Origin of the sequence: Asaia bogorensis (genome assembly GCF_900465345.1) — a bacterium.
Lineage (GTDB): Bacteria > Pseudomonadota > Alphaproteobacteria > Acetobacterales > Acetobacteraceae > Asaia > Asaia bogorensis_A.
Genome location: NZ_UEGO01000031.1, coordinates 161,779 through 178,529 on the forward strand (window position 1 = coordinate 161,779; position 16,751 = coordinate 178,529).

General features: G+C 59.9%; 14 protein-coding genes. 8 read left to right on the forward strand and 6 right to left on the reverse strand.

Annotation, left to right across the window (positions count from 1 at the left end):
- Positions 1-167: 167 nt before the first annotated feature.
- From greB to uvrB, 3 genes are read right to left on the reverse strand one after another with little or no spacing between them, the layout of a single operon-like run.
- The gene (greB, locus tag ED655_RS10975; protein ID WP_277302618.1) at positions 168-665 is read right to left on the reverse strand and encodes a transcription elongation factor GreB; all 498 of its coding nucleotides are present in this window, start codon (positions 663-665) and stop codon (positions 168-170) included.
- 6 nt (positions 666-671) lie between these two features.
- The gene (locus ED655_RS10980; RefSeq protein ID WP_122050184.1) at positions 672-1,565 is read right to left on the reverse strand and encodes an aldose 1-epimerase; all 894 of its coding nucleotides are present in this window, start codon (positions 1,563-1,565) and stop codon (positions 672-674) included.
- Complete coding sequence (gene uvrB, locus ED655_RS10985) at positions 1,562-3,781, reverse strand: excinuclease ABC subunit UvrB (protein WP_023978472.1); 2,220 nt, start codon at positions 3,779-3,781, stop codon at positions 1,562-1,564. The genes ED655_RS10980 and uvrB overlap by 4 nt, the downstream gene beginning before the upstream one ends.
- Before the next feature lie 121 nt (positions 3,782-3,902).
- On the opposite strand from uvrB, the gene ED655_RS10990 reads away from it, so the two are divergent.
- The 4 genes from ED655_RS10990 to glpK all read left to right on the forward strand — a co-directional run bounded on the left by ED655_RS10990 (position 3,903) and on the right by glpK (position 9,049).
- Complete coding sequence (locus ED655_RS10990; protein WP_122050327.1) at positions 3,903-4,670, forward strand: DeoR/GlpR family DNA-binding transcription regulator; 768 nt, start codon at positions 3,903-3,905, stop codon at positions 4,668-4,670.
- Between the two features lie 117 nt (positions 4,671-4,787).
- Complete coding sequence (gene glpD / locus ED655_RS10995; RefSeq protein WP_122050185.1) at positions 4,788-6,443, forward strand: glycerol-3-phosphate dehydrogenase; 1,656 nt, start codon at positions 4,788-4,790, stop codon at positions 6,441-6,443.
- Positions 6,444-6,490: 47 nt separating this feature from the next.
- Complete coding sequence (locus tag ED655_RS11000) at positions 6,491-7,396, forward strand: MIP/aquaporin family protein (protein WP_122050186.1); 906 nt, start codon at positions 6,491-6,493, stop codon at positions 7,394-7,396.
- A gap of 117 nt (positions 7,397-7,513) precedes the next feature.
- The gene (glpK, locus tag ED655_RS11005) at positions 7,514-9,049 is read left to right on the forward strand and encodes a glycerol kinase GlpK (RefSeq protein WP_122050187.1); all 1,536 of its coding nucleotides are present in this window, start codon (positions 7,514-7,516) and stop codon (positions 9,047-9,049) included.
- A gap of 98 nt (positions 9,050-9,147) precedes the next feature.
- Here glpK and ED655_RS11010 read toward each other — a convergent pair whose 3' ends face one another.
- Positions 9,148-9,663, reverse strand: coding sequence for a DUF2938 family protein (locus tag ED655_RS11010; protein ID WP_162993492.1), 516 nt, complete (start codon positions 9,661-9,663; stop codon positions 9,148-9,150).
- 516 nt (positions 9,664-10,179) lie between these two features.
- Here ED655_RS11010 and ED655_RS11015 point away from each other — a divergent pair.
- The 3 genes from ED655_RS11015 to ED655_RS11025 are packed head-to-tail and all read left to right on the forward strand — an operon-like array spanning position 10,180 to position 13,252.
- Positions 10,180-11,514, forward strand: a complete 1,335-nt coding sequence (locus tag ED655_RS11015; RefSeq protein ID WP_122050189.1) for an SMP-30/gluconolactonase/LRE family protein — start codon at positions 10,180-10,182, stop codon at positions 11,512-11,514.
- Positions 11,511-12,740 carry an L-dopachrome tautomerase-related protein gene (locus tag ED655_RS11020; RefSeq protein ID WP_122050190.1) on the forward strand — a complete coding sequence of 410 codons (1,230 nt, stop codon included), beginning with the start codon at positions 11,511-11,513 and terminating at the stop codon, positions 12,738-12,740. Before ED655_RS11015 ends, ED655_RS11020 begins: the two co-directional genes overlap by 4 nt.
- Complete coding sequence (locus tag ED655_RS11025; RefSeq protein ID WP_122050191.1) at positions 12,737-13,252, forward strand: YagU family protein; 516 nt, start codon at positions 12,737-12,739, stop codon at positions 13,250-13,252. The genes ED655_RS11020 and ED655_RS11025 overlap by 4 nt, the downstream gene beginning before the upstream one ends.
- A gap of 52 nt (positions 13,253-13,304) precedes the next feature.
- Here ED655_RS11025 and ED655_RS11030 read toward each other — a convergent pair whose 3' ends face one another.
- Both ED655_RS11030 and ED655_RS11035 read right to left on the reverse strand, forming a co-directional pair.
- Positions 13,305-13,724, reverse strand: coding sequence for a GNAT family N-acetyltransferase (locus ED655_RS11030; protein WP_162993493.1), 420 nt, complete (start codon positions 13,722-13,724; stop codon positions 13,305-13,307).
- Between the two features lie 76 nt (positions 13,725-13,800).
- The gene (locus ED655_RS11035) at positions 13,801-14,910 is read right to left on the reverse strand and encodes a zinc ribbon domain-containing protein (RefSeq protein ID WP_122050193.1); all 1,110 of its coding nucleotides are present in this window, start codon (positions 14,908-14,910) and stop codon (positions 13,801-13,803) included.
- Positions 14,911-15,065: 155 nt separating this feature from the next.
- On the opposite strand from ED655_RS11035, the gene ED655_RS11040 reads away from it, so the two are divergent.
- Positions 15,066-16,688, forward strand: coding sequence for an ABC-F family ATP-binding cassette domain-containing protein (locus tag ED655_RS11040; protein WP_122050194.1), 1,623 nt, complete (start codon positions 15,066-15,068; stop codon positions 16,686-16,688).
- Positions 16,689-16,751: the final 63 nt, after the last annotated feature.

The following is a 16,751-nucleotide window of genomic DNA, read 5'->3' on the forward strand; positions in this document are numbered from 1 at the left end:
TTCGTCCTTTCGGTATCTGCAAACCAGAATGTCATCGTCACAAACCAGGTGCGAACCCTGGCTTTTGCCCTGCGGGGCCGTTTGCATCTCGCCACACCCATATCATGAGCGTGCGCCCTGCCAAGCATGCGCAAACAGAAAGCCTCGCGGGACCTTACGGCTCCGCCTCAATGCGGATAGGCAATTTCCAGAATCTCCAGCGTGACCGTCCCGTTAGGGGTCAGCAGGCTCACTTCATCACCTACACGACCGCGCATCAGGGCACGCGCGACAGGCGACACGAGCGAGATTTCCCGCCGGGTCAGATCTGCCTCATCGCAGCCAACAATGGTCACATCATGCCTGACATCGTCCTCATCGGCATAGGCAACGCTCGCCCCGAAAAATACGCGGTCGCGCGTTGTCTGGCTGGCAGGATCGACAATCAGGGCATGCTCGAGTCGCTTGCTCAGAAACCGGGCGCGGCGGTCAATCTCACGCAGCCGACGCTTGCCGTACAGATAATCGCCGTTTTCGGAGCGATCACCATTGCCCGCTGCCCAGGAGACAATCTCCACAATGCGTGGCCGCTCAACCTGCATGAGCTCCCGTAATTCCTCACGCATACGCGCGGCCCCCTGAGGGGTGAGATACTGGCTGAGGGCAATACGGGAAGCGTCGGACACGAAAATTCAGCCGCGCTGCTCGGTAATGCGATAGCGTATGACACCCGATATCCTCTCACCGGGCGCGAGAACATGCAGCCCGTTTTCCAGTATCTCGGGATGGTTGATCGCGTTGTTCATGTTCGTCACGGCCTCGACCGCCACGAAAGGTTTTTCCGGCGCGGTGAAGACCACCAGATGCGAGAACGCTGCATCAGCCTCAATCGTCAGATCATAGCCAGCCGAGGGGTAACCGAGCGTTGCCTTGCCATCCCACCCGGCAAAGCAGTTATCGAGGCGTGTCGCCCCGACGAGCTTCGCCTTGTCGAAAAACTCCGTGCCCCCATAGGGCTGCAAATTGGTGGGAAGCATGTCCGGCCCATTCTGCCACATACCCCGCGCCCCGAATTGCAGCGTCATGTCGTCACTTCTGGCGAAGAACGGATGAAATCCCATGCCCACAGGCTGTGCACGCGTATCGCGATTGGCGAGAAGGATTTCGACATCCAGCCCTTCTCGATGCAGCACGAAAGAGAGAACGGCGCGGTAGGCAAAGGGCCATTGCGCCGCATCGTCCCCCCTGGCGGGATCATGGTCGAGATAGAGAATGGCCCGCTCAGCATCGTGCTGGGCGACTTCCCAGCTGCGTTCCCAGCCATTGCCGTGGATGGCATGGGGCTCACTGACAAAGTTATGCGCCAGCTGGTACGGGATGCCCTCGAAACTGAATGCACCATTCGCGATGCGATTGGAGAAGGGCAGCAAGGGATAGCCCGCAACTGGCGTGTTTTTCTGGGCGACAAGGTTCGGATCCGCGGTCGGCACCAGCAGATCGCGCCCGCGTAGCCGCCAGAAGGCAAGACTGCCACCAAGAGCGGGGAGTAATCCGAGATGGGCCTCGCCCAGTTTCAGCTCGATCATCCTGCTTTTCTCCTGCCACCGCCCCGCTTCTTGTTGGGGTCATAACCACCGCCACCCGGGCCGAGCGGTCGCGGCGTCTTGTCCTTGCTTCTGAACCCGCTACGCCCTGCGGTCGAACTCGGCAAGGGGGGAGGCTCAAGCCCGAGATCGATCGCCTCGAGCCGCTTGATTTCGTCTCGCAAGCGCGCGGCCTGTTCAAAATCGAGGTCCGCCGCCGCAGCGCGCATGCGCTTTTCCAGATCCTGGATAGAAGCAGCAAGCGACTTGCCCACGAATTCCTGCGTGTCCCCGGCCTCATCAGGACCAACCGTCACGTAATCCTGCTCGAACACGGACGACAGCGCATCGCCGATACGCGAACGCACGGTTTGCGGTGTGATCCCGTGCTCCTCGTTCCATGCTACCTGACGGGCACGACGACGCGCCGTTTCCTCAATCGCGAATTCGAGCGAGCCCGTCATCTTGTCGGCATAAAGCAGCACGCGGCCATCCACGTTACGCGCCGCACGGCCAATCGTCTGGATCAGCGATGTGCGGCTACGCAGAAAGCCCTCCTTGTCTGCATCAAGGATCGCAACGAGCGCACATTCAGGAATATCGAGCCCCTCACGCAGCAGGTTGATGCCAACCAGCACGTCGAAGGCCCCGAGACGCAGATCACGAATGATCTCGATACGCTCGAGCGTATCCACATCAGAATGGAGATAGCGCACCTTGATCCCGGCCTCGCCGAGATACTCTGTCAAATCCTCGGCCATGCGCTTGGTGAGCGTGGTCACCAGAACACGCCCTCCCGCCGTGATGGTGTCGCGGGCTTCAGCCAGCAGATCATCCACCTGCCCTTCGACTGGGCGCACGATCGTGACAGGGTCGATCAGCCCGGTCGGACGAATGATCTGCTCGGCAAACACGCCGGCGGTCCGTTCCATCTCCCAGGGGCCGGGTGTTGCGGAAACGAACACGCTTTGCGGGCGCAGAGCCTGCCACTCCTCGAATTTGAGGGGCCGGTTGTCGAGACAGGAAGGCAGACGGAAACCATATTCGGAAAGCACGGATTTGCGCGCATGGTCACCCCGCGCCATGCCCCCGATCTGGGGCACGGTCACGTGGCTTTCATCGACAATCAGCAGCGCATCCTCTGGCAGATACTCGAACAGGGTCGGTGGCGGATCGCCGGGGCCACGACCAGAGAGGTAACGGGAATAGTTTTCAATGCCCTTGCAGGCCCCTGTGGTCTCGATCATCTCGAGATCGAAAATCGTGCGTTGTTGCAGGCGCTCAGCCTCCAGCAGCTTGCCCGCCGCATTGAGCTCATCGAGGCGCTGGCGCAGCTCCGCCTTGATACCGATCATGGCTTGATTGAGCGTCGGACGTGGCGTCACATAATGCGAATTGGCATAGACGCTTATCTCTGTCAGATCGGCGGTCTTGTTACCTGTCAGCGGGTCGAACTCCGTGATGGCCTCGATTTCATCGCCGAAAAGCGAGACACGCCAGGCGCGATCCTCGTTCTGCACCGGAAAGATATCGATCTGCTCGCCGCGCACGCGGAATGTGCCGCGCTCGAACGCCGCGTCGTTGCGGCGATATTGCAATTCGACCAGCGCCTTGATCAGTCGGTCACGATCAATGCTGCCGCCCGCCTCAAGCTTGACCACCATGCGCGAATAGGTCTCGACCGAGCCGATACCGTAGATGCACGATACCGAGGCCACGATGATGACGTCGTTGCGCTCCAGCAAGGCCTGCGTGGCAGCATGGCGCATACGGTCGATCTGCTCGTTGATCTGACTGTCTTTTTCGATATAGGTGTCAGAACGCGGTACATAGGCTTCCGGCTGGTAATAATCGTAATAGGATACGAAATATTCGACCGCGTTATCGGGAAAGAACTGCTTCATTTCGCCGTAGAGCTGCGCCGCCAGTGTCTTGTTCGGCGCCAGAATCAGGGTTGGCTTCTGTGTCGCCTCGATGACCTTGGCCATGGTGAAGGTCTTGCCCGAGCCCGTGACACCCAGAAGAACCTGATCCACCTCCCCGTCATTCACGCCCTGTGTCAGTTCCGCAATGGCGGTGGGCTGGTCGCCCGCGGGCTCGTATTCGGATTTGACGACCAGACGCCGCAGCTTTTCCTTTGCGGGCTGTCGTTCAGGCCTGAATCCCATAAGCCGGTGCTCGGGGATCGCTTCCATAGTGGATCGTGTTGCTGTCGCCATGGCAGGAAAATGGGCTTTCAAAAGGGCTGTCACAAGAGCGCGCCAGATCGCGGGTTCAAAAGCGAGATTGTCGGCATCGGTATCGCATGACAGAACGCGTCATGGCAGACAGGGGTTCATGATGCAGGATATCCTCAATTCGCCCCGTCACAGGCAGATCGTGACGCTGGTCCAAGCCCATGGCTTCATGTCCAATGAGGATCTGGCACAGCGTCTTGGTGTCACGGTTCAGACCATCCGGCGCGATCTCAATGCCCTGTCGGAGGCCGGGCATGTGGCGCGCTATCATGGCGGGGCAAGCCCCGCCTCTTCCACCGAAAACATCGCCTACGGCGAGCGCCAGAGCCTTCACTCGCGCGCCAAGGAGGCGATCGGGCAATGCGCGTCACGGCTCATCCCCGATGGCAGTTCGCTCTTCATCAATATCGGCACCACGACAGAGGCGTTTGCCCGGGCCCTGACCAGCCACAAAGACCTGCACGTCATCACCAATAATCTGCATGTTGCAGTTGCCCTGTCTCCCCGGCGCGATTTCCGCACCGTGCTGGCAGGTGGACTGGTGCGCCCCCAGGATGGCGGCATCGTCGGCGCAGGCGCGACGGAATCCCTGTCGGGCTTCCGGGCCGATTTCGGTGTTATCGGTATCAGCGGCATTGAGGAAGACGGCACGCTGCTTGATTTCGATCTCGATGAGATACAGTGCGCCCGCGCCATCATGCGCCATGCGAGACGTGTGATTCTGCTGGCCGACCACACCAAGTTCACACGCAGCCCGGTGGGGCGGGTGGGCGATCTCTCCAGCATTGATGACTTCGTGACGGATCGTATGCCTTCCTCCCCATTCGTTGCCGCGCTCGAAGCGGCGAATGTTAGACTTCACATAGCCTGACCCACATTTTGCACACAAATAACACGAACGCGTTATATTTAACGTTTTATGTTCGCTTTCTTTCGTTTTTGATCTAGCTAGACTTTCGAGTTTGTTCCCCTCGAAAGGTCTCACCCCATGAGCGGTTCCACCCCCAACCACCCGAACGAGGGTTCCGACACGATTGAGCACGACCTGCTGATCGTGGGCGGTGGCATCAATGGCGCAGGAATTGCGCGCGATGCCGCAGGACGCGGCCTGAACGTGCTGCTGGTCGAGAAGGATGATCTGGCAAGCCATACATCCTCAGCCAGCACGAAGCTGATTCACGGCGGGCTGCGCTATCTCGAATATTACGAGTTTCGGCTGGTGCGCGAGGCGCTCAACGAACGTGAAAACCTGCTTCGCATTGCGCCGCACATCATCTGGCCCATGCGTTTCATCCTGCCTCATTCAGCCATGCTGCGTCCGGCATGGTTGCTGCGCACGGGGCTCTTCCTTTACGACAATCTCTGCCGCGTCATGACCCTGCCCAAAACCCGCGTGCTCAGGCTGCAGCAGGACCCGGCAGGGCGTGTGTTACGCAACGAATTCCGCAAGGGGTTCGAATATTCCGATGGCTGGGTGCAGGACAGCCGGCTCGTCGTGCTCAATGCCATGGATGCCGCCCGACGCGGCGCAACAATCTGCACCCGTACAAAGCTGGTCGGGGCCGAGCGTCACCCGGATCGTTGGATTGCCACCCTTCGTGACGAGGCGACCGGTCAGACAAGGCAGGTCAGCGTCCGTGCCCTTGTCAATGCCGCAGGCCCCTGGGTGGCAGAACTGCTCAAGGACAGATTGTCGGTACCAAGCAGGAATGATGTGCGGCTCATCAAGGGCAGCCACATTGTCGTGCCCCGCATGTTCGAGACCGAGCAGGCCTATATCCTGCAAAATCCCGACCGGCGCATCGTCTTTGCCATCCCGTATGAGAAGGATTTCACCCTTATCGGCACGACCGACATTCCCTGGGAACAGGACGCCGGTGCCGTGGCCATTTCACAGGAGGAAATCACCTATCTCTGCGAGAGCGTGAATCGCTATTTCAAACGCGCCATCACACCAGATGACGTTGTATGGAGTTATGCTGGCGTACGCCCGCTCTATGACGACCATTCAGGCAGCGCCTCCGCCGTGACGCGCGACTATGTGCTCGATGTCGATCACAGCGCAGCTCCCGTACTGTCCGTTTTCGGCGGCAAGATCACCACCTATCGCAAGCTCGCCGAACACGCGCTTGAAAAGCTTGCGCCCCATCTGCCCGGATTGCCGGTTACGTCATGGACGGCCGATAGCGCCCTGCCCGGCGGTAATTTCAAGCGGGCAGATTTTAATAACCGCGTCCGTCTGCTCATGAAGCATGTGCCGGGGATGACTCAGGACACCGCAACGCGGCTCGTGCGCAATTACGGCACCCTGGTCGAAACGCTGATGGTAGCAGGCGCAGAAGCGCATACCACCCAGCCCGGCACGGGCACACAAGCAAATGCCCTTCCCGCCGGGCATACACCCGATGCCAGTGCCCTTCCCTCGCTGGGTGCCTGCCTTGGAGCCGATCTGTATGAGGCCGAGGCCAATTATCTGATCGACCATGAATGGGCGCGCAACGCTGAGGATATTCTCTGGCGTCGCTCGAAGCTCGGCCTTCGTTTCTCCCCTCGCGAGACACGCGCTCTCGAGGATTACATCGCCCGGCGATCGCGCCGGAATTCCCCGCCTTTCGAGACCGGCCCCGCCCACGAAATGGCCTGATCTCCCTCCCGACTCTCCCTCCCACTCTGGCTGACGGAAATTTTCTCATGTCAGAAAGAAAACGCTATCTCGGCGAACTGATTTCCGAATTCATCGCCGTGCTGATCATCATCATCTTCGGCGACAGCGTCGCGGCGATGATCGTGCTTTACGATCCCAATCCGTATCAGAACGCCTATTGGGGCGTGGCCATCGTGTGGGGGCTTGGCGTCACTATCGCCATCTATGCCACCGGGGCTGTAAGCGGCACCCATGCCAACCCCGCCGTGACCCTTGCTCTTGCCCTGTATCGTGGCTTTTCATGGAAAAAGGTCCTGCCTTACTGCACTGCGCAGGTGCTGGGCGGCATTGCCGGGGCTGCAGTCGTCTATCTCAATTTCCATCCTGTCATCGACCACTACAACATGACCCATCACTTCACCCGTGCGGGTGATGGCGGGGCCGCAGGGGTGTTCTTTACCCATCCCGGCCTTGCCGTGACGGCCATGCATTCCTTTGTGGTGCAGATCGTCCTAACCGCCGTGCTGGTATTTGGCATTTTCGCCGTCACTTGCCAGTATAACACCCAGGCCCCCCAGGCGAATTCGGGTGCCCTCATCATCGGTCTTCTCGTTGCAGCCATCGGTGCCTCCTCCGGCTTCCTCGATGCCTGGGCCATCAACCCCGCACGTGATTTCGGCCCACGTACCTTTGCCTTCTTTGCCGGCTGGGGGGCTTCGGCATTCCCGGCACCCCAGCATTACTGGTGGGTTCCCATTGCAGGCCCGCTGGTTGGCGGCGTGGTGGGTGCTGGTATCTATCAGTTCACGCTCCGCCCGTTCATGCCGAACTACAACCCCGGCGCGACGACAGGCGCAGCCCAGACATTGCCCGATCCTGTCACCGCCACCCCCGTCATTGCCCCGGCACCCGTGTTTGCCTCGCGGGTCAACGAGGCCACGACGCTCCATTAGATCCAGCCTTACGAGGCACCGGCCGACCGGAACAATCCGATCGGCCACCCCTCCCCGATTTCATAAGACAGCCTGCACCGGCACCGACATGCCACGCGTAGTTCAAGGACCATCACCATGACCCGCAAGACCCATATCCTCGCCATCGATCAGGGCACGACCTCCACACGCAGCATCGTCTTTGACAGCAAGGCGCGCTCTCTTGCTCTGTCACGGCGTGAATTCACCCAGCATTATCCCAACCCCGGCTGGGTCGAACATGATGTCGAGGATATCTGGCGCGATGCGCTCGACACGGCACGCGAGGCCATCGAGCAATCCGGGGGTATCGACAGGATTGCCGGTCTGGGCATTACCAGCCAGCGCGAGACCGTCGTGCTCTGGGAGCGCAGTACAGGCAAGCCGGTGCATCGCGCCATCGTCTGGCAGGACCGGCGCACAGCCGCCTTCTGCGCCGAGCTCAAACGCGATGGTGCGGAGGACATGGTGCGCGCCAAGACCGGCCTGCTCCTCGATCCCTATTTCTCTGCCAGCAAGATCACCTGGCTGCTCGACAATATCCCCGGCTTGCGGGCGCGGGCCGAGGCCGGCGAACTCGCTATGGGCACAATTGACTGCTTCCTCCTGTGGCGCCTGACCGGTGGCAAGGTGCATGCCACCGATGTCACCAATGCCAGCCGCACGGCCCTGTTCAACATCCACACACAGGAGTGGGACCAGGAGCTTCTGGCCCTGTTCAACGTCCCTCAGGCCCTGCTGCCCGCTCTTTGCGACAATAGCGGTGAGCTGGGCATGACCGATCCGGCCCTGTTCGGCCAGTCCATTTCCATCGGCGGCATGGCGGGCGATCAGCACGCAGCGCTTGTGGGTCAGGCCTGCTTCAAACCCGGCATGGCCAAGGCAACCTATGGAACAGGCTGCTTCATGTTGCTCAACACGGGTGACAAGCCCGTCACCTCGCATCATCGGCTTCTGACCACAATTGGCTATCGTATCGGTGGCAAGACCACCTATGCGCTGGAAGGCTCAATCTTTGTGGCCGGGGCTGCCATCAAATGGCTGCGTGACGGGTTGCACCTCATCACCCATGCCTCACAGACCGATGACATGGCAACGCGTGTGCCAGATAGCCACGGGGTATACATGGTGCCCGGTTTTGTCGGGCTGGGTGCCCCCCATTGGGATCCGGAAGCACGCGGTCTGATCTGTGGCCTCACGCTTGGCTCGACCGAGGCGCATATCGCCCGTGCAGCGCTTGAATCGGTCGCCTATCAGACTTTCGATCTGGCACACGCCATGCGTGAGGACGGCGCCATGCAGGCCCAGACATTACGTATTGATGGCGGTATGTCAGCCAATGACTGGTTCTCGCAGTTTCTGGCGAACATCCTCGATACCGACGTGCAGCGCCCGGTGGATCTGGAGACAACGGCTCTTGGCGCCGCTTTCCTGGCAGGCCTCGCCACAGGTGTCTGGCAGTCTCTGGAGGAAATCGGCACCATCTGGGAGCAGGAGCGGCTTTTCACGCCTGATATCGACGGCGCCCTGCGCCTGACATTGCTGCGCGGCTGGGAAGATGCGGTGCGTCGCACCCTGACCCCTCCCCGTGAGACGACGAGCGTCACATCCGCGCGTCGCGATCAGGCAGCCTGAACCGGCCAGCAGGCGTATGATCCGAACCGGGATGCGGGGCAAAGCCCCTGCATCCCGGCTTCACTCAGCCCCCACTCGTGGTCGGGGAAACATGTCCCTCAAAAGCAGGACGCAAACCCTATCGCTGCCGCATATTGCCCGATGGCAAAGACTGCATGGGCCAGCAGCACGAGACCGTAAAGCTTCACCGGGTTGGGCGTCTTGAGACCGAGAAAACCGCCTCCCATACCCGGTACCATAAGTGTCAGGCCCGCAATGGTGGTCAGGACCACGCCGATAAGAATGATCGGCAGCCATGTGGGTGCCGCGATGAACGCCACACCCCAGAAAACCGGCAGCATAGCGGCATAGGCACAGCCCACCACGTAATGGAACAGCCAGCCAAGCCCGTGTTCACCGGGCGTGTAGACCCCGCTTGCCGTCGGTTCGAACACAAAGCGCCCCTGCTTCATACCCTGTAGCCAGTGGCCGACCGCGCCCCAATTGGTCTGGGGGAGACCCAGAGCCTTGTCGAGCACGAGCGCGTAGAGATCGAGGATCAGGGTCGAGGCAACGCCGACGATAATCGTGAATACAATGATGGCCCCCAGAGGGTGCGCGAGAAAACTGTCCATTCCGGTCATCCTGCAATGAGCGAGCCCGGCTGAGCATGAGGTGCTGACACCGGACCGTAAGCCCGCCCTCCATGACAGATCCGCCATCTGTCAGCCAGTTCGTAACACGTACGCATCATCGGACACGCGCAATAGTGATCAGGAGCAAATCACAAGCCCTTCATAGCTGCGGCTGAATGACTGCGACAAATGGTACCGAGCGGAAGTGCTGTATCAGCCAGAACAGAGCGGCCCCATGATGATGTCTGACTTGACAAGAAAAAAGGCCAGGAATTCAGGCACAGCACTGGTCTCGTATCGATCACGAAAAGTAATCGGGCAATTCTTCATTGCGACTGGCCAGAGCCTGATCACTAATTTAGCGTGATTTATAACATAGACATCACATTTTCACCTGGTACCCTTGTCGATCCAACCGGAACCTGACCCTGCCCCCGGCCTTCAATGACTAATCCCGTCCCGTTGCCGTCGCTTTGCGCGGCGACCGTGAAATCGAGCCTGCGAAAGGAACACCTCATGCTACCTGCCACACTCCCCGCCCCGAAAGTCGTCGCCCGTGAAAAGGCGCTTTCCGGCGCCGACGATCCAGGCCCGGCAGGTTCGGCTCCTTCCCCAACACGGCGTGGGCTCATCCGGATCGGAAGCGCCGCGCTGGGCGCAGCGCTCGTGGCCCCCCTGATGCGGCGGAAAGCCTCGGCCCATGACGTTGCGGCTGATACGGCGCTTTCTCCGCCGAGTGTCGTCAGCACACCGCCGCGCCTCTGGGGGCCCGAATCTCCCGTCGCCTTTACCCCCGACCCCGACATCATATCCTACGACCCGTCCTTCTCGGCGGTGATTCTCGATAACGCGCCGCTTGTTCAGGCGTGGAAAGGCAAGGTGCTCTGGCTGGAAGGGCCTGCATGGTCGAACGAGGGCAGGTTTCTTATCACCAGCGATGTCATGGGAAGCACACAGTACCGCTACCTGCCAGAAGAACGCTACATGACGGTATTCCGCAAGGAAAGCTACCACTCCAACGGCAATACGTTCGATCGTGAGGGACGGCTTATCACCTGCGAGCACGGGTTGCGCCGGGTGATCCGCTGGGAGCATGACGGGCGCTGCACGATGCTCGCGGAGAGCTTTAACGGCAAACGCCTCAACTCACCCAATGATATCGTGGTCGATCATGAGGGCGGGATCTGGTTCACCGACCCGCCTTATGGCGACAGATTATGGGAAGGGCACCCGGATGCTCCTGACGGGACCACGCCGACAAAAGGCAATCTTACTTGGAATCTGGATCTGGAAGCGACCGAGCAGATAGGGGGTGAGCATGCACAGGCAACCCATGTCTTTCATCTCGACCCCGAGACGCGTCATCTGACTGCGCTTCTCGATGGCGACGCTCTCGCGGGGCCGAACGGGCTATGCTTCTCTCCCGATCAGAAGACGCTTTATATCGTCTCCAGCGAGAAAGGCGCCCTCAGCCCCAAAGGTGGCGGGTATCGCAACATCTACGCATTTGACGTGCAGAAACCGGGGGGCACTCAACCCGGCACGAATGGCGTCCCGGCCCTTACGAACCAGCGCGTCTTTGCCGATATGACCCTTGGTGGTCACAAGCTCATGCCGGACGGTATCAAGGCAGACCGGCTGGGCAATCTCTGGGTCGCGGCCAATGGCCCGCTCGGGTTGTGCGGTGTGTTTGTCTATAACCCGGCAGGCAAGATGATCGGCCGCCTGCGCCTGCCGCGCAGTGTTTCCAATCTGTGCTTTGGCGGAACCCAGCGCGACCGTTTGTTCATGTGCGCTGAAAACACGATTTTCACACTCGATGTCGCCACACAGGGAGCCGGCCTTTCATGAAAACGCCTTATCGATGCCTCATCGGGGGGAGCGCAGTCACTCTGCTTGCCCTCTCTGCCGCGCCTCGCGCACTGGCTGCACCAGCGCCCGATACAACCAAGCCGGATGCTGTCACACAGCGCATCGCTCCGAAAGACGGCACGACGGCGCTGGAGGTCGTCAAGCGCTTCCCGAAGGATTTCAACATGATCGGGGTCGGGGTCTCGCATTCCGGCATCGTCTATGCCTCTGCCCCGGCAACCATGAAGCGCTACAGTGCGAGTGTCGTGCGGGTCGACCCTGCGACGGGCGCCCTCCGGCCGTTTCCCGATGCGGGCTGGAACCGCTTTGACCCGCATCCGGTGGACAAGGAAGTATGGGTTTCTGTACCGGCCCTGTGGGTGGATGACCGCAATCATCTCTGGGTGCTGGATTCATCGCTCCCTTCAGTGGACCAGAAAACCCTGCCGCCCAAACTGGCGGAATTCGACGCCGAAACCGGGCAACTCTATCAGATCTATCATTTCGGCCCCGACATTACTCCGGCCGACTCACTCAATGATGTGCGCGTGGATACGCGCACGCGCACTGCCTATATCACCAATGAATGGGGACGTGGCGGGCTGGTAGTGATGGATCTCGATACCGGGGCCTATCGTCTGGTTCTGGCCAATACGCGTTCGGGGATTGCCGATCCCAAACAGCATCTTCACATCTATGGGGAGCTTGCGCGCAAGAAAGACAATACGCTTCCCGTCACACAGGATGATGGCATCGCGCTCTCACCCGACCGCCAATGGCTCTATTATCGCCCGCTCACCGACCATCATTACTGGCGCATCGCGACCTTGGATCTGCGCAACGCCAAGCTCACCGATGCGGAACTGGACAAACGGGTGGAGTATCTTGGCCAATCGGTCATGAGCGGCGGTATCGAGATGGATTCCTGCCAGCGACTATGGGTGGGGGATATCGAGAACCACGGTCTTTATGCCCTGAGTTTCCCAAAAGGCGCGACGACACCCAAAATCGACTTCAGCTATCGCAACCCGGCGGTTCTGGACTGGGCCGATGGCTTCGCAATTGCGAAAGACTGGCTCTATATTTCCGACTCACGTCTTGATGAACTGGTCTTCAGCAATTCCCGTCCTGTTTCTGGTGCCACAACCATCTATCGTATGAAGCTTCCTGCCTGCGAGGCGGGTGGGGAAGCTCTACCTCAACAGATCGATGGACATTCAAATTGACTGGGAACAAGACCGCAAAGGCCTCCCTCAACAAGGCTCTATGGGCAGGATTTATTGGTGGCAACCTGTCCAGCTTCGTCAAATGGGGGACCGAAGTTCCCCTGCCGCCCCGCACGCCGGACCGCCCCAGCCCACCAGCCGAAATGCTGCGCGATTTCGGCATCGACGTTCGTGGTCTGGTCTATCACTACTCGGACCATCTGGTGCAGGGCGGTGTGCTGCTCGTGCATCACCTCTTCTCTATCGTTTTCGCGCTGCTCTATTGCGTCATCTGGCGCTATGAGCCGCGCATTGCGCTCTGGCAGGGCGTTGCATTCGGGCTGGTCGTCACGGTGGTGTTCCATGGCATGGTACTGCCTTTGGGGCACTGGGCACCCGCCCTGTGGGATCTCCCGCGAGCGGAAATCCTGTCCGAGACAATTGGCCATATGTTGTGGGCATGGGTCATTGAGCTGATCAGACGTGAGTTCATGATCCCAGCCTCAGAGGCAAGGGAAACCCTGAAAGCCTGAAACACGGAATATGCTGCAAAGCGGGGCCATCATCTCGGCCCCGCAGCGACGGTCAGAGCGTCAGCGCCATGCGTTGATGCTCGATCGGGCCCTTGAAAAACAGATCCCCCATCGGCTGCATGGCGAATTTCTCGTAAAAGCCGCGTGCCGTGCTGCGGGCATCGAGTTCAAGACGCGTGACGCCAAGCATCCGACAGGTGTCGATCGCCTCGCGCATCAGTTGCGTCCCGATCCCCTTTCCCTGACAGCGCCCCGTCACGGCGAATTTGCGCAGCTGGTACAGACCCGGCCCGATGGGGCAAAGTGAGAGACAGCCCACCAGCGTCTCGCCGACAAACGCCCCCAGATGCGTGGCTTCGGGATCCTGTGGCACGCGACACTCATCTTCGGTCAGGGCTGGCCAAAGCACCTCGCGGCGCAAAGGCAGACAATCTTCGGTTGAAATTCGCGCAATGCGCAGAGCGTCCTGCATTTCCCTACTCCCTGATGAGGCATTTTCACGCATCATTCCCGGCCGGTACGATGCGCGTCCACGCCTCAAGCATAACTCAGATTGCCGTCTGAGGCCCTGCGCCAAGAATTGGAGCCCTCTCAGCCGGGCCGACATCTGAACAGGCTTTTTCAGGCAACTGTCCCAGATCCTCCGCGCCACAACTCAGGCAGAAGCGGTTGAATGCCATGTTGCGCGTGTCGCAGCGCAGGCAGTGCTGATAGAGCGTCAAACCGCAATGGACGCAGAAATTCGTGTCCATGCCCTCAACCTGCAGGATAGGCCGATCGCAATCGGGGCAGATCTTCTTCTCGATACGGGCATAGGCCTGTTCGCGATCAACGCGTTGACGGCGCTCCTTCTCCGACTCTGCTTCAGCAATACGGCGCCTCGCCAGATAAGCCTGCATGTTCCTGATCAGCACGACGCAGATAACAACCGTCAGGACTGCGCCCACGCCGTAGCGCACATACCCGCCATAGCTCGGCAGATAGGGGACGAGCTCGACGAAGAACGCATAAAGCGAGGCCAGAACGAAGCCGCGATAGAGTGGCCAGTAAGCGCTTTGCCGCTTGCGCATGACCAGCCAGATGGCGAGCACCAGAAGCGGCAAGGTAAATGCAAGACGCATGAGAAATACGCGCATCTGCGCCATGAAGACAGCGCGGGCATAGACAGGCCGGTAAGCCTGCGCGATCGTATCGCGTTCCTGCTCGATCGAGGTTTTCTGCTGGCTGAGTTCATGCACACGCTGATCGATCGCCTCGATCTTCTGCGTTGCCTGATGCTCGCGCTGCTGCAATTGCTCGAGCGCCTCGGTACGACGGGTCAGTTCAGTGTCCTGCCGCGGGTCGGTCGTCGCCTTGCGAGTCTCAAGCCAGGCCTGGAAGGCCTCCTTCGCGCTGCTGGTTGCACTATGTGCCGCCTCCAGCGCGATCTCACCGCTTTCGCGCTGCGCGCGCAGCGCAACCTCCTCGGTGCTGATCGAACGCGCATGCTGCGTCAGTGTGTCAGGATAGATGGGTTTATAGGCGACATCCCCTGCGCGGCGCGGCAGATCATCGATAACCAGACCGCCAAGCCCGATCATAAACACCGCAAACGCAGCTGAAACGGCCCACATGGCCAGCCCATAAAGCCGCTCAGGGAGGCGATTGCCTTTTTTCATTCTTGTTTCCCATGATGGTGCCAGGTTGCAGGGGCACGTTACAGCAAGGGAAGCGCGATCTGACGCCTGCGTCAAATATCCGCAGCGTGATCGTAATTGCACATTACGGGTCGAGCCCGTATCAACGCCACCTTCCCCCGTGACCCAGAGGTTCCATGATCCGTCTTGATTCGATCAGCAAGCAGAACGGCCAGCGCGTCATTTTCATCGAGACGAGCGCTGCCCTCCAGAAGGGCGAGAAAATCGGTCTGGTCGGGCCCAATGGCGCCGGCAAGACCACGCTGTTCAGGCTGATCACAAAGCAGGAATCTCCCGATGAAGGTCAGGTGTTCCAGGACCGCGGCATCACCATCGGGTTCTTCAGCCAGGACGTAGGCGAAATGGATGGCCGCTCGGTCGTGGCCGAGGTGATGGACGGCGCAGGCGAAGTCGCAAAGATTGCTTCGGAGCTGGCAGAGCTCGAGGCCGCCATGTGCGATCCCGACAGAATGGACGAGATGGACGCCATTCTCGAACGCTTTGGCGATGTGCAGGCGCGCTTCGAGGAACTTGGCGGTTACGGGCTGGACAGTCGCGCCCGCGAGGTGCTGCACGGCCTCGGTTTCTCGCAGGAAATGATGTCCGGCGATGTGGGGCTTCTGTCGGGTGGGTGGAAAATGCGCGTGGCGCTGGCCCGCATTCTGCTCATGCAGCCTGACGTGATGCTGCTTGATGAGCCAAGCAACCATCTTGATCTGGAAAGCCTGATCTGGCTCGAACAATTCCTGAAAAACTACGAGGGTGCGCTTCTCATGACGTCGCATGACCGCGCCTTCATGAACCGTGTCGTCAACAAGATCCTCGAAATCGACGGCGGGACGCTGACCTCCTACACGGGTGATTACGAATTTTACGAGCAGCAGCGTGCGCTGAATGAAAAGCAGCAGCAGGCGCAGTTCGACCGTCAGCAGGCGATGCTGGCGAAGGAAATCGCCTTCATCGAACGCTTCAAGGCACGCGCCTCCCATGCCGCACAGGTGCAGAGCCGGGTCAAGAAGCTCGACAAGATCGATCGCGTGGAACCGCCGCGCCGCCGCCAGACACTGTCTTTCGACTTTGCCCCTGCACCGCGCTCTGGCGATGCTGTTGCCACGCTCAAGCAGGTTGGCAAGGCCTATGGCTCACGCGTGATCTATCAGGATCTCGACCTGTTGATACGCCGTCAGGAGCGCTGTTGTATTCTCGGCGTTAACGGTGCTGGCAAATCCACGCTCCTCAAACTGATTGCAGGAGCCAGCGAGCCTGATTCAGGCAGTGTGAGCATTGGGGCCAGTGTGAAAATGGGCTATTTTGCCCAGCATGCCATGGATCTGCTCGATGGCAGCCGCACCATTTTCGAGACACTGGAGCACGCTTTCCCGCTTGCTGCCCAGGGCTCGCTGCGTGCTCTGGCAGGCGGATTCGGCTTTTCAGGGGATGATGTCGAAAAATATGTCAGCGTCCTTTCAGGCGGTGAAAAAGCCCGTCTCGTCATGGCCCTGATGCTGTTCGATCCGCCGAACTTTCTCGTGCTGGACGAGCCCACCAACCATCTGGATATCGACACCAAGGAAATGCTGATCCGGGCGTTGTCCAATTACGAGGGCACCATGCTGTTCGTCTCGCATGACCGGCATTTTCTGGGAGCACTCTCCAATCGCGTGCTTGAAGTCACGCCGGAAGGGCTGCACCGCTATGATGGTGGCTATCATGAATATGTCGCTGCCACGGGTCAGGAAGCCCCCGGCCTTCACGTCTGATCCGTGTCCGTCTGCCGGGCGCGACATCAAGCACCCGGCAGATGGCGTGATCCCGTCTTCCCG

What these genes read in the sequence shown, in the direction of transcription:
- ED655_RS10980 (WP_122050184.1), bottom strand. Translation starts at nt 1,565, where the DNA reads ATGATCGAGCTGAAACTGGGCGAGGCCCATCTCGGATTACTCCCCGCT.
- uvrB (WP_023978472.1), bottom strand. Translation starts at nt 3,781, where the DNA reads ATGGCGACAGCAACACGATCCACTATGGAAGCGATCCCCGAGCACCGG.
- ED655_RS10990 (WP_122050327.1), top strand. Translation starts at nt 3,903, where the DNA reads ATGCAGGATATCCTCAATTCGCCCCGTCACAGGCAGATCGTGACGCTG.
- glpD (WP_122050185.1), top strand. Translation starts at nt 4,788, where the DNA reads ATGAGCGGTTCCACCCCCAACCACCCGAACGAGGGTTCCGACACGATT.
- ED655_RS11000 (WP_122050186.1), top strand. Translation starts at nt 6,491, where the DNA reads ATGTCAGAAAGAAAACGCTATCTCGGCGAACTGATTTCCGAATTCATC.
- glpK (WP_122050187.1), top strand. Translation starts at nt 7,514, where the DNA reads ATGACCCGCAAGACCCATATCCTCGCCATCGATCAGGGCACGACCTCC.
- ED655_RS11010 (WP_162993492.1), bottom strand. Translation starts at nt 9,663, where the DNA reads ATGGACAGTTTTCTCGCGCACCCTCTGGGGGCCATCATTGTATTCACG.
- ED655_RS11015 (WP_122050189.1), top strand. Translation starts at nt 10,180, where the DNA reads ATGCTACCTGCCACACTCCCCGCCCCGAAAGTCGTCGCCCGTGAAAAG.
- ED655_RS11020 (WP_122050190.1), top strand. Translation starts at nt 11,511, where the DNA reads ATGAAAACGCCTTATCGATGCCTCATCGGGGGGAGCGCAGTCACTCTG.
- ED655_RS11030 (WP_162993493.1), bottom strand. Translation starts at nt 13,724, where the DNA reads ATGCAGGACGCTCTGCGCATTGCGCGAATTTCAACCGAAGATTGTCTG.
- ED655_RS11035 (WP_122050193.1), bottom strand. Translation starts at nt 14,910, where the DNA reads ATGAAAAAAGGCAATCGCCTCCCTGAGCGGCTTTATGGGCTGGCCATG.
- ED655_RS11040 (WP_122050194.1), top strand. Translation starts at nt 15,066, where the DNA reads ATGATCCGTCTTGATTCGATCAGCAAGCAGAACGGCCAGCGCGTCATT.